This window comes from Paenibacillus hubeiensis (assembly GCF_032334105.1).
Taxonomy (GTDB): domain Bacteria; phylum Bacillota; class Bacilli; order Paenibacillales; family Paenibacillaceae; genus Paenibacillus; species Paenibacillus hubeiensis.
Genome location: NZ_JAVYAE020000016.1, coordinates 1 through 11,996 on the forward strand (window position 1 = coordinate 1; position 11,996 = coordinate 11,996).

Below are 11,996 nucleotides of genomic sequence, written 5' to 3' on the forward strand. Positions count from 1 at the left end.
CTTCAATCCCTCCACCCGCATAGCAGGTGGTTTTTTGTTTCGCGCGTTTCACGCACTCAACTGGCTAAAGCCATAATAAAATGACCGCCTCCAAGGAGACGGTAAGCGTGATGCTAGGTTATGATAATGCCGACACCCGGATTCGAACCGGGAAACTCTGCTCTCTGTTTGACAGGGGCCCCGCAGCGCTCTAGCCATTGAGCCATTATCGGCGATGAAAAGTCGCGTCACATGCAGGCGACGCCGTACATCAACGCGACTCTTTACAATTGTCCACAGTAGCATTTTAGCACGGATAATCCGGTCGTGAGTCCCGAGTTAGTCTCCATTTAGTCCCGGATTATTTTGCCAGTTTCATGTACATCCGCATTGCCTTCTCCCGTCTTCGGTAATACTCCGCCTTGGAAATGCGTAGTTTGCCTGCGATCTCTTGCCAACTTTGTTTCTCGAAGAACGCCAGGCGCAGAATGTTGGCGTATCCAGGGCTGTAATTATCCAGCAGCTGCATGACCTGATCCACTCTCTCGATCTCAGCTTGTAGATCCTGCAGCTCCGCCAGACGTTCCAGCACTTCGTCCAGATCGCTCTTACAGCCGCTTCGGGCGTCGATGATCTTGCTGATCTTATCCCTCAGCTGCTGCAGCAAAGGGTCATCCTCTTCATACAGCCCGATGTCTGGAACGGCCGCAAGCTGTGCCCGTGTCCCAGCTGGGTACCGCTCCAAATACGTATGCGCCACGGTCTCCAATGCTTGCTCTTTACTAGACAGGTACATATAGCTTGGCTGACCTCGCAATCGGCGGTGAAGCTGCTGCAGCTCGTCCTCCTCAGATAATCGGCTGATTGTGATCCCGCCGCCGACTTTATAAGTTCCAAGCGCCTGCAGGCGTGCCTTTTTGGCCTTGTATTCAGTCAATTGCTCAATGACCTTCTGCTCTTTCGTGTTGGCCATAGGCTAGTTCACCTTCTCTGCTTGAATGATCCGGTCCAGGTACCAACGGGCTTTACGCAAGTCCTCCATGCCGCCTTTATGATTATGTCGGCTGCAGTATTTCAACACGTTGCCCAGGCAGAATGCTTGAAATCCCTCTGGACCAAGTTTGGCTTGGATATAATCAATTGTCTCGATCCCACCAAAGGTATAGTGCTGCGGATTGTTGACTGGATCCGGTGGCTGCACATCTCTCAGCTGCTCTTTCGCTTCCTGTAGGACAGTAGGTGGCTGGTTCTTTTTCCGTGGATTCGGATTGGATATCCCCCACTTTTTTAGGTGATACGCTAAGGTGTTTTGCTTCATGCCCAGCTTTTCCTCAATCGCTCGGGCCGTTAGTCCAAGCTTGAACTGCTCTTCGATGTATTCACGGGTTAATGCTGGTTTAGCCATATCGGTATTCTCCTTTTCCCTTGGCTTTGGTTTTGGTTTTATCTCAACAGGCTTCTTGACTGCCTTGTCCCGCTTCGTAGCCGGGTATTTCCTCCGGATCTCTTCCAGTTCTTCGGGTGTCAGCTGGCTAGTTATGACTGGTGACGGTGGAGATCCTATCAACTCATTCTCCTTTCGGGGAATGCCATAATGCCAATTACTCAAAAGGCTCACCCTCTCTATTTGATCCGCTCTATGCGTGCTTTCAGGGCTTCCAGCAGCTTGTCTTGCGTCGCCGCCTTACCCTCCAAAGCTTTCATGACGTCTTCGTCAGCGCCACCTTGGACAACCAGGTGATGCAGAATGACCTTCTGTTTCTGGCCTTGCCGATGCAAACGGCCATTTGCCTGTTGATAAAGCTCCAAACTCCAGTTGAGGCCGAACCATACAACGTGGTTACCCCCATCTTGCAAGTTAAGGCCATACGCCGCACTGGCCGGATGGGCAAGCAGGATATCCACCTTGCCGGCGTTCCAGTCAAGCTGATCCTGGGGGGTCTTCAGCTCACGGATCCGTAATGATGTCTTGGCCAAAGCTTTCTTGATCCGAGTAAGGTCGTGCTGGAAGCTGTAGAACACCAAAGCCGGCTTCCCTTTCAGCTGCTCAATCAGCTCCATGAACGCCTCAATCTTGTTGTCGTGGATCTCGAACACTTGGCGATCCTCGTCGTACATCGCCCCGTTGCACATCTGCAGCAACTTGTTCGATAGCGCCGCTGCACTGGCTGCCGTGATTTCGGTACCCTCGATTTCCAGCAGTAGTTCCTTTTCCATCTGGTCATATTGCTTTTGGGCTTTGCTGTCTAGGACAACCGGGATGACGTTCGTCACGCAATCAGGCAGCTCCAGATAATCCTCGGCCTTCATGCTCACACAGAGATCCGCGATCTTCCGTTGAATCACATCGTCGGCGCCAGGCTTGGCCATGTAGCCGTGGCCGTTATAGTTTCGATCAAAGTATTTTTCCCGGTAATGGGTGATTCGACGTTCCAGGCGTTGCCCTTGATCCAGCAAGAAGATCTGTGCCCACAGATCAAGCAGTCCATTCGGGGCCGGGGTTCCTGTCAGGCCAACAATCCGTTTAATATGCGGTCTTACCCATGACAGCACCTTGAACCGCTGTGCCTTGTGATTTTTGAAGCTTGAGAGTTCGTCCAATACCACCATGTCGAATGGCCAGGCATTCCGATAATGCTCCACAAGCCAAGCAACATTCTCTCGGTTGATCACCCACACATCGCCAGGCGTGTTCAGCGCCTTGATTCGCTGCTGGGCCGTGCCAAGCACCGTTATGATCCGCAAGTGTTTCAGGTGTTCCCATTTGGCGGCCTCGTTCCCCCACGTTGCCTCTGCCACCTTCTTCGGGGCAACAACCAGGCATCGCCGCACGGCGAACCGGTTATACTTCAAGTCGTTTACAGCTGTTAGCGTAATGACCGTTTTCCCTAAACCCAGATCCAGCAGAAGACCAATGGCCTCATCCGTCAGCAGCCGGTTAATACAATACCGCTGATAGTCATGTGGTACGAATCGATTTCTTACAGCTCCTGCAGCCATGCATCCACACTCTCCTTGCTGTCCAGGACTCGCACCTCGTGATCCAGACCTTCGATCCGTCGATGCTGTGCCAGCTGCAGTTTGGTTGGTTTCTTCCCAGGGGCTTTCAGCTCCACGAAAACGGATCTGCCTCCTGGGAGAAGTACCAGCCGGTCAGGCACACCTGAATTACCAGGCGAAACGAATTTATAAGCAATGCCGCCAAGGGCTTTTACCTGCTTCTGCAAATATGCTTCGATTTTGCTTTCTAGCACTTGACACACCTCCTCATGCTGTGTTACGCGTGCGCGCCCTACGTGCGCGGAACTTTCTAGTAATCAGGCGTATTAGGCGTTATATATTTTCTATAATCTCTATATTCTCTTTGTTTTTTATCTTTAACTATTAAAGTGTCAACAGTGTCAACAAAGTATAATAAATATAGATATAGCAAGGGTTTGGGACGTTGACACTTGTGATGACACTCATGTTGACACTTGAAAATCTGTCACACCGCTTTTGTTGACAGTTAATGAAGTGTCATCAATCCAAGTGTCAACAGTGACATCATACTTTCCGGCGAAAACCTCTTTGGGTTTCGTATGGGCCGAACCGTCCGCGGTACTCCTCCCAACCAGGGATACAGGACAAAATGCCATTAATCTCCCTTGTATCCGATTGCTTCATATACTTAATGTCCGAGTTGAAGCATTCGCACCAAATCTCAGCGGCGCAGATCCGGTCCCGGGGGCCTCCCTCGCCTTCCTGGGGCTTCCCGAACTCGCCAGACCAGTACATCCGTCTTGTTGGCAGATCACGTTTTTGCCAATCTGCAGGAACTTCCCGCTCAACGAATGCCTGAATGATCCCTTCCTTTGCGCTGCTTTCCCTGTGGGCCTCCTGGCGCTCCTTGGCCATTTCCTCTATCTCACCTGACAGATATAAGGGCTCATTCAGCTGCCACCGTACAAACGCCTCGGCATAAATCTGATCAACTTCTCCGGCCAGATCCTTGAAAACACTCTTTGTGGGTTTCAGTACGCCGACGTCGATCGGCCAGAACCGCCGATTCCCTGTCCGATCCCGAAGGAACTCGCTGTCATTCGTCGTACCGAAGAATACGCAGCGCCGCGGATAAGGCATCGTCCGTTTGCCATAGGCCTCCCGGTAAATGTCTTCCGTCCGGCTTAGAAACTGCTTAACGGCATTACTTTCCGACTTGCTCATGCCCGTCAGCTCCCCGACCTCATTCAGCCATATGCCCTGAATCAGCTCCATGGCGTCCTTGCCTTCAAAAGTTGTCAAACTATCCGAATACCAGTCCTTGCCCATCAGTCTCAGAAAAGTCGATTTCCCGAGCCCCTGCAGCCCCGCCAGAATCGGCATATAGTCCCATTTGACGCCAGGCTCCATGGCCCTGGCCACGGCTGCCGTGAAGGACTTCCGGGACACTGCTCGTGTATACGGGCTGTCCTCTGCTCCCAAATAGTCCGTGAACAGCGTATCCAGCCTAGGCACTCCGTCCCACGTTAATCCCTCCAAATACCGACGCACATCGTTGAACCGCTTCTTATGGCTGATCAGCGTCAACGCATTGTTGATCTTAGCCTCGACCGCGATCCCGTACACCTTTTCGATATAATGGTAGATCCCTGCATCATCTGGGCTGGCCCATGGCCGCCGTTCTTCCCTAGAATCCCACGGCAGCGGCCCGAGCACCAAGCCGCGATTCGCAAACTCGTCAAACGCGATCTTATCCTTTAAAGCTGGGTCATGCTCCAGCACGATCAGCACGTTATCCACCGTCTTGAGGTATACGCCGTTACTGTTGAACTCCAGCCGCTTCATCCAGTCCAGGTCCTCCGGCTCAGCAGGTGCTAACGGTGAATCCCCGAACGCTGCTGTTGCCTTTTGGTGCCTCTCTTGCATGAGCAGCGCGCCGACCGCCTCCTGGCGCATGGCGAAGTCCGTCATGGCCGTATAAGATGGGAGCTTGTTCGTTGGTGTGCCTGGCTTCGCCTCGTCGTCCTGATCGCCGAACTTGTGCAGCCGAACCAAGTCAAAGGCGTTCACCAAACGTCCGCCTGTCGGATCCGTAGCGTGATGCGAGAACAGGAATTGGCCATCGTCATAAATGATCGCCCCGCCCGTTGTGGAGCCGCCGACATAGGTCAGTCTGCCGGATCCGTCATCCGTTGGAAGGTAGATGCCAGGTAGAAACGCCTCGATGGCTGCAGGCACGTCGTATACCTTACAGAAGGCCCCGACCAGGCCCTGCTTCTCTGTAGGATCTCCTTGCTTCGCAGCCATCCGGACATGCGTCTGGCTAGCTCCTGGCACCTGTGACCAAGATGAAATATCGCGCCAATCCGCATACATGCCCAGCAGCCCGTCCACGGAGAGGAACGGCTTGTCCCCATAAGTGAACACATACTGACTGTCTGCGCTGCAGCTTGGCCAGTACATGAGCCGTGAGCCTTGGAAAGTGGTCGGGTCACAAAGCCCGATCCCGATGATCTCCCCGAGCTTCCGAGCGATCGGCTCGTATTCATCCGCCGTGGCCGTCCGGTCCAGCGGAGCCACTACGCGCAGCCTAGGCTTGTCCTCTGAATGCTTACGCGTGCTGTACACGGCATAACCGCAGCCCAAGCCGTCCAGGCGGCGAAGCACATCCGCCGTCTGTCCTGCAGGGATATTATCCAAATCAAGCGTTACCAGGTCCCGGCCGATAACCGAGTTGGCTTTCCGGCGACCGCCTGACAGACTGCCGCCGACAAAGCCGCCTACGTCCTTCAGCTCATCCTGTTTGCTCTTTGGCATCGCGAGGTATTCGGCCAGCGTCTCCGTCCCTCGGACGGCCGTCCGCAGGCGCTCCACGATCTCGGACCAATAGGCCGTTTGTGTCTGCCAGATGGTGCTATGCCTGGTCCCGGCGCTTGATATCATTAGTTGTCTGTCAAATTGCATGACGCCTGCCTCCTGGATTTAATCAATCGTTATTACAGGTAAATCTGTGAGTAACATCTGTTGGTAGCTGGGTATCTCGTACAATTCAATCTCACCATGATTGTGGCTATTAAAGGGGTCCTCGTGATCTATCGCCAATAGCCCGCCCGGTTCAATCCGGATATCAACACGACGATGTTTCAGCGATCGGGTCAGTCTGCGAAGCAGTTCATAGTCGATGACCATGTTACGGTCTCTATCTTCGATGATCGCCGGATAACCCTTGATCGGAGAAAGAGAATCTAACTGCCGACGTAAATCCTGTTTCTGTTGAGTTTGTATTGGCGCAGTACATGCGCGGATTTGTGCACTAAGCGTAGCTCTCTTTCTGGTAATTGCTGAATTTGCAAGTTTCTTTGCCTTTGAAATGCACTTCTTCTCATCCGCAGATAGAGCCCTCAAGGTTGGCCACCCTTCCCTAATAAAGTTGTAGAAATAACGCCCCATTTGCTTTGTCGTCTCCTTGGCGGCGGATCCGGCAAGGGCTTGTACACCTCGCCGATCACCTTGCCGCTATCGTCTGTAACAATAATCCATGGGATATCTGATTGATAAAGATCTGTGAACATCAGTTAAAGCACCTTGCCGCCATGCCGTTGCGGCCGTGTTGCGTTGTAGGCCATCTTTTCCTGAATAGCTTTTTCTAGATCGATACCATAGTGGCCGCAGACATCCAGGACTCGGATCACGATATCGGCCAATTCAGAAGGGATGCCACAAGGTTTGCAGTTTGGGGTAATTGGATCATTAAATCTGGTTCTCAATTCCGTATTCTCGTACCAAACTTCTGTGACCTCGCGACCGTTGCGGAAGTCCTCCAGGGCCTCGGATGCTTCCGAATGAATCAAGGCGATAGACTCGCCAAAGCTGCAAGGTTCATCCCACCACCCCTTACTTTTTGCGTTCTCATGAGCAGCTTCGACCAGCTCAGAGATTGATTTAGTGGATCGCCCTGTTACCGACGACCCCCAATGGCCGTTCCGCTTCAATATCTCAATGACATCGCCAGAATAAGGCTCATCCAGATTGACCACGATATAATGATTATCACTCTTGCCAATAGCAGCACGTTCTTTGGAAATCAAATTCAGCAGCCCATAAAACTTCTGAATGTTCTTCTCATCAAGCAGCGTGTCAATGTCCGAAATTTTTACTACTGCGAATTTATATTCCACGATCAATCAACCTCCGATATTAGATGAATTTGACAAAATAAGAATTTTCGATGTATATTGAATCCAGTCTTTTCCTCTAGCAGACACGCCAGGAGCTCTTGAAATTACCATTCTAATATGGCGTACACATGAGACAGGCGCCCGATTGGGTAATATGTCTGGCTTAAAGGAGGACTAGTTCATGAGTATTAAGATCTGGTTGATCGAAATCACTCTGAGCGACAAAGTGATGCTGACAATTATTCCGATTGTCGCAGTTGCGCTGAACCTCCGTTAATCGGAGGTTTTTCGTGTTTAATCTTTCATGTAAAATTCCGTTGTGAACCCAGCAGCCTTGAGCGGCAATCCTGGAGCCCACGGAACCTCTTCACCCATTAAGTCGAGCACCTTGTCCAAATCCGCCTCGCACTCCGACTCAATTCCGATCTCGTCATGTACATGCAGCACGGTGTCAAATCCTGCTTGCTCCACCCGCATTAGGGAAGTGGCCAGACAGTCCCGAGCGATCGCCTGGACGATATTCTCGACCAGTTTCCCGCCATATGTGTTAATTAAGGTCCACTTTCCTGTCTTCTGGTCTGGTCCCATGTAATGCAGAGCCTGCTTCCCAAAATCATTCTGCTTCAACCGTGGGGATACATAATAGAGCTTACGTCCGGATGGCAGCTGAACCGTGAAGAAGTCCAATCCGTTTTCGTGATGGCTCTCCCTGGCAAAGATGATGCCACGAACACCCACCGGATTCCCTGACTCCATGACCTCGATCGCGGCTTTTTCAAAGCTGAACCACAGATCCACAATGCGCCTATTGGCGTTACGCCACCGAGTCACGATCTCCGGCAGCTCCTCCTCTGAAAGCCCCATATCCAAGGCACCCATCGCGATCAGTGCGCCGGCTGCGCCTTGGTATCCCAAAGCGAGCTCGGCCACCTTTCCCTTTTGCCGTAGATCCTTGCTGACTTCCTCCAGCGGCACGCCGAACATGGCAGAAGCTGAGGCTTCGTATATCTTGCCGTGAGTAGCGAACACATCAAGGCGCCATTGCTCCCCAGCCAACCAGGCGATTACTCTCGCCTCGATCGCGCTGAAATCCGCAATGTGTAGCTTCTTACCATCCGGAGCCACAAAGGCTGTCCGGATGAGCTGCGAGAGTGTGTCAGGCACGTTCCCAAAAACAAATTTGAGCATGCCCACACGCTTGTTCTGCACGAGCTGCCGTGCGTACTGCAGCAGTTCAAGATCCATCTTGTTCTTGGTCAGGTTGTGTACCTGCACCAGGCGTCCAGCCCAGCGGCCAGTCCTGTTCGCTCCGTAAAACTGCAGGAGACCCCGCACCCGTCCGTCTTCACAGGCTACCTTCTGCATGGCTTGGTACTTCTTGACCGACGTTTTGGACAGCTCCTTGCGGATCTGCAGCACGCGCTTTGCACGGCCTTCCTCCACATTCTCGATCAGCCCGGAAACCGTATCCTTCCTCAGGTCCTCGACTTCCTCGCCAATCTCTTTGGAAAGCCACTTCTTGAGCTGCGAAACTGACTTTGGATTGTCCAGGCCGCTAAGCTGTATTGCTTCCTGCATCAGCTCTGACGTGATTTGTTCATCCACGGCCAGCGCGCCCTCAACGAGCTGCAGATCGCAGGCGATACCCCGTACGTTAATCCTCTGATCCAGGAACCAGAGATACCATTCCTGATCCGGTACCGGGAATACCGATAACCGGCGAAGGATCTCCGTTTCGGCCACAACGTCACCGATGCAGTATTGTTTGAACAGCTCCCACTTCTCGGGCTCATGGTGCGGAAGGGTCCTGGTCCGGCCACCGTTTGCCTTCGTCGGTTTACATGGCACGCAGAATGTCCGGATCAGAGCACCACCGACGCCCATTTTCTTCTTGTCCTGGGGCAGCCCTAAAGCCTCGCCAACTTTTCCGAGCCCTGCTGGGAACCCACAATACAATCCGTGGATCTGTGTACAGCGCCATTGTTCGATCGATGTTGGCCAGAACTTGCTCAGGCAATACCATTCAAAAGGCGCGTTATATGCGTGTTTAATGACATTTCTATCGTTAAGTGCCCGGATAACTTCCTCCGGGATCAATTCACCCTGTGCTAGATCAACAATTTGAACAGCGCCGCCATTCCAGGAATAAGCGAATAAGAGGATTTGAAAGTCGGGGGACTGCACATATCTGTACAGTCCCGCTTTCTTGATGTCGATGGAGCTGAATGTCTCGATGTCAATGGAGAGGTGCCAACTTAGATCCCCCATACGCCGCCACCCAGGGGCTTACCAGTGATCGGATCGATTTGCTGTTGCGGTTGTTGCTGACCGTACCCTTGTTGTGGCTGCTGGCCATACTGTGGTTGCTGAGGTGCTTGGCCATATCCACCTTGCATTGGCGGTTGCTGCCCATATTGCGGCTGCTGTGGCGGAATCTGGTCCCATCCTTGCGGTGCTGGCGCAGGAGCGTACCCCACACCACCGCCGTTGCCTCCAAAAGCTTGTTCAGCTGAGATACGGCCACCTAAAGGCTCACCGTCACGGAGGATTTGCACTGGACCAAGACCGGCGCCGATCCCTTTATTACCACTGTTGCTATACGGGAAGAAATTAATGTTCACACGGCCATATACGCCGGAGTAGACTTTGGTTTGATCGATGATCGGCCCCATGTCTGGGCCCACTACGGCCTGTTGCTGCTTGCTGCTTGCCGTCAAAACCCAATGCCCTTTGCACTCAGGCCCAAACGCTTCACCGTTTGGTCTTACTCCGTCCCCATCGTGAATAGGGTTACGTGGTTGTGCTGGACGAGCCCCAGCCCATACACCGGATACACCCTTTTGCGCGGCTGCTTCAAGAGCTGCATTGATACGCTGCATAGTGGCCACATCGGATTTTGGAATTAGAATCGTCGTGCTGTATTTCGGCTCTTGGCCAGGTTGATTGGCACGCGGCGTGAACAAGTTAACAAAGCTAAGTCTTACTTCACCTGTAGTTACTGCTGTATCTGTTGTCATATTGTCATATCCCCTTTGATTGTATTGGTTGTAGTTATAAAACTCGGCTCTTTCCATATCGCCGAGGTAATCATCCAGAGCTTCACCCATGGATCATTCCTCCTTACCAAACACGTCTTCCGGTTTAACCTGATCTGTGATTGCTGGACGCTTATCTCCATCCGGAACCAATGTAGGTGCACCCGATCGGCTGACGACATGGCCGGGCTCCTCCAACAATTCACGGTATTGCTGTTTACCTAAAGTCTTTTCAAGCTGTGGCGGTGTTAATGGTTTCCGCTCATAAAGCACGGCCTCGCCGATGCCATTTCGTTTCAGGAAGTCGAATGCCGTATCCAAGTCGGCATAATCTCGGCCACCTCGACCAGCTACGGCCTTCCAGCCTGGCACTGATCCACCTTTCAGGGTTTCCGCCAGGGCAAGCTTCTTGAGATCGGAATACCAGCTCACAATGCCCTCAGCCTTTCGCAGGACCTCGGCAGCCTCTTCCCAGCTCAGTAATGGCGGCTTTATTGGTGCTTTGGCCCCAGCCTCCATGATCTGCTCAACACGGGCTCGGCATGTTGCACTAGCACGGCAAAATTTGCAATGATCGCCGGGGTTATATTCGCCCTGGCCGTCAAAGGCTGCCTGAGCAATCGGTTTAATGGATTCACCCCAGGACAGCAGATCCGCTGCAGTCAACGACCATTCAGAAGGCTGGTCCCAAACCTTCGGCTGCACAATGGCCACGTGGACCTCGTGTATAGGAAATAACAGGCTGAACGCTTTGAAAGCTCCCAGCGCATACAGCTTCATCTGCGGATTATCCTCCGCCGGTACTGGTACTCCTTGGCCATTCTTATAGTCGATGACGTACAGCTTGCCGCTGCCGATGATGATACAGTCAGATGTTCCAAAGCTCTCTGGTACAAAGTCGGTCAGATCCACTCGGCGTTCGATGGCCACGAATGGCGGCGAAGGGAATTGATGTACGATAGATTGGATGTAATCCAGGTATGCGTCGGTATGGTCGTCCATGATCGGCTCATACAACTCATGAGCTTTGAACTTCTTCAAAGCTGTATTGTACTTCCGTGTCGGAAGTCCAGAGAATACCTTTTGAAGCTTGAGCTCCGCAATCTCGTGGGCCAGAGTCCCACGCTTCGCCGCCTCGCTCTCTGAATCCGGAAGCGTTGCCTCCAGCCGGGCACTAGGCGTGCAGTGCAGCCAGCGGTGAGCCCCGCTGGCCGACAGCAGGGCGTGGGCCCGCTCTGCGTGTGCAATCCCTGCCATTAGATCCGGCCTCCAAGGCTCCGCAGGAATGTGGCGAACTCACCATAGAATTTAGGATCAAGCCCCGTAAGAGACTGAGCACCATGCTGCTGCATCCATGCGATCAGCTCCTGCCCCCGACCTGCATCCATAACGGGTTGAGCAGCTACACCCAACTGATCAATGGTGTACGTTGGAGCTGTCGTCGGCACCGTACCTGGTTGCTGTCCTGTTTGCGGCGGTTGGCCGTACTGTTGCTGTTGTGGATCCGGCTGCGTTGGAGCTTGTCCATACTGCGGCGGCTGTTGACCGTATCCTTGCTGTGGCTGCTGGCCGTATTGTTGCTGGCCATATTGCTGTTGTGGATCTGGCTGCGTTGGCGCCTGTTGTGTTGGTACTGCAGACGGATTGAATGTAGTAGGCTGTGCTGGCGGTTGTACCGTGGAAACGGTAGTGTCTGCCGGCACAGAAGCATTGGGCATGCCGCCCAGGGTGCCAGCCAGGTCATGGACCAGGCTTTTAATGTCGGAAGCGTTAGCGGCTTGAAGAGTGATTTGGATCGGTACAAGATTTTGCATGTATAAGT

11 protein-coding genes and 1 tRNA gene are annotated in these 11,996 nt (G+C 52.8%); all 12 read right to left on the minus strand.

All coding sequences use genetic code 11. The features are described 5' to 3' along the window. Positions 1-127 precede the first annotated feature (127 nt). The 12 genes from RSX24_RS26965 to RSX24_RS27020 all read right to left on the minus strand — a co-directional run bounded on the left by RSX24_RS26965 (position 128) and on the right by RSX24_RS27020 (position 11,988). Positions 128-213 (minus strand) — tRNA-OTHER (locus RSX24_RS26965). 127 nt (positions 214-340) lie between these two features. Further along, positions 341-952 (minus strand): RNA polymerase subunit sigma-24, encoded by a 612-nt coding sequence (locus tag RSX24_RS26970; RefSeq protein WP_343262293.1) that lies wholly within the window; start codon positions 950-952, stop codon positions 341-343. 3 nt (positions 953-955) lie between these two features. Continuing rightward, a complete protein-coding gene (locus RSX24_RS26975; protein ID WP_343262294.1) occupies positions 956-1,384 on the minus strand; it encodes a DUF3310 domain-containing protein in 429 nt (142 codons plus the stop codon). A gap of 218 nt (positions 1,385-1,602) precedes the next feature. After that, positions 1,603-2,979 carry an SNF2-related protein gene (locus RSX24_RS26980; protein ID WP_343262295.1) on the minus strand — a complete coding sequence of 459 codons (1,377 nt, stop codon included), beginning with the start codon at positions 2,977-2,979 and terminating at the stop codon, positions 1,603-1,605. Continuing rightward, complete coding sequence (locus RSX24_RS26985) at positions 2,961-3,233, minus strand: PDDEXK family nuclease (protein ID WP_343262296.1); 273 nt, start codon at positions 3,231-3,233, stop codon at positions 2,961-2,963. Before RSX24_RS26985 ends, RSX24_RS26980 begins: the two co-directional genes overlap by 19 nt. A gap of 292 nt (positions 3,234-3,525) precedes the next feature. Continuing rightward, positions 3,526-5,925 carry a virulence-associated E family protein gene (locus tag RSX24_RS26990; RefSeq protein ID WP_343262297.1) on the minus strand — a complete coding sequence of 800 codons (2,400 nt, stop codon included), beginning with the start codon at positions 5,923-5,925 and terminating at the stop codon, positions 3,526-3,528. An 18-nt stretch (positions 5,926-5,943) separates the two neighbouring features. Next, positions 5,944-6,411 carry a hypothetical protein gene (locus RSX24_RS26995; protein WP_343262298.1) on the minus strand — a complete coding sequence of 156 codons (468 nt, stop codon included), beginning with the start codon at positions 6,409-6,411 and terminating at the stop codon, positions 5,944-5,946. 125 nt (positions 6,412-6,536) lie between these two features. Then, a complete protein-coding gene (locus RSX24_RS27000) occupies positions 6,537-7,139 on the minus strand; it encodes a nucleoside triphosphate pyrophosphohydrolase family protein (protein WP_343262299.1) in 603 nt (200 codons plus the stop codon). Between the two features lie 294 nt (positions 7,140-7,433). Further along, positions 7,434-9,407, minus strand: coding sequence for a DNA polymerase (locus RSX24_RS27005; RefSeq protein ID WP_343262300.1), 1,974 nt, complete (start codon positions 9,405-9,407; stop codon positions 7,434-7,436). After that, on the minus strand, positions 9,395-10,246 hold the full coding sequence (locus RSX24_RS27010; RefSeq protein WP_343262301.1) for a DUF2815 family protein: 852 nt from the start codon (positions 10,244-10,246) through the stop codon (positions 9,395-9,397). The genes RSX24_RS27005 and RSX24_RS27010 overlap by 13 nt, the downstream gene beginning before the upstream one ends. A gap of 3 nt (positions 10,247-10,249) precedes the next feature. Next, entirely contained in the window at positions 10,250-11,431 is a 1,182-nt protein-coding gene (locus tag RSX24_RS27015; RefSeq protein ID WP_343262302.1) for a DUF2800 domain-containing protein, read from the minus strand. Further along, positions 11,431-11,988 (minus strand): hypothetical protein, encoded by a 558-nt coding sequence (locus RSX24_RS27020; protein ID WP_343262303.1) that lies wholly within the window; start codon positions 11,986-11,988, stop codon positions 11,431-11,433. Before RSX24_RS27020 ends, RSX24_RS27015 begins: the two co-directional genes overlap by 1 nt. Positions 11,989-11,996 lie beyond the last annotated feature (8 nt).

Coding starts and splice junctions, on each gene's coding strand:
- RSX24_RS26970 (WP_343262293.1), bottom strand. CDS start 952: ATGGCCAACACGAAAGAGCAGAAGGTCATTGAGCAATTGACTGAATAC.
- RSX24_RS26975 (WP_343262294.1), bottom strand. CDS start 1,384: ATGGCTAAACCAGCATTAACCCGTGAATACATCGAAGAGCAGTTCAAG.
- RSX24_RS26980 (WP_343262295.1), bottom strand. CDS start 2,979: ATGGCTGCAGGAGCTGTAAGAAATCGATTCGTACCACATGACTATCAG.
- RSX24_RS26990 (WP_343262297.1), bottom strand. CDS start 5,925: ATGCAATTTGACAGACAACTAATGATATCAAGCGCCGGGACCAGGCAT.
- RSX24_RS26995 (WP_343262298.1), bottom strand. CDS start 6,411: ATGGGGCGTTATTTCTACAACTTTATTAGGGAAGGGTGGCCAACCTTG.
- RSX24_RS27005 (WP_343262300.1), bottom strand. CDS start 9,407: ATGGGGGATCTAAGTTGGCACCTCTCCATTGACATCGAGACATTCAGC.
- RSX24_RS27010 (WP_343262301.1), bottom strand. CDS start 10,246: ATGGGTGAAGCTCTGGATGATTACCTCGGCGATATGGAAAGAGCCGAG.
- RSX24_RS27015 (WP_343262302.1), bottom strand. CDS start 11,431: ATGGCAGGGATTGCACACGCAGAGCGGGCCCACGCCCTGCTGTCGGCC.
- RSX24_RS27020 (WP_343262303.1), bottom strand. CDS start 11,988: ATGCAAAATCTTGTACCGATCCAAATCACTCTTCAAGCCGCTAACGCT.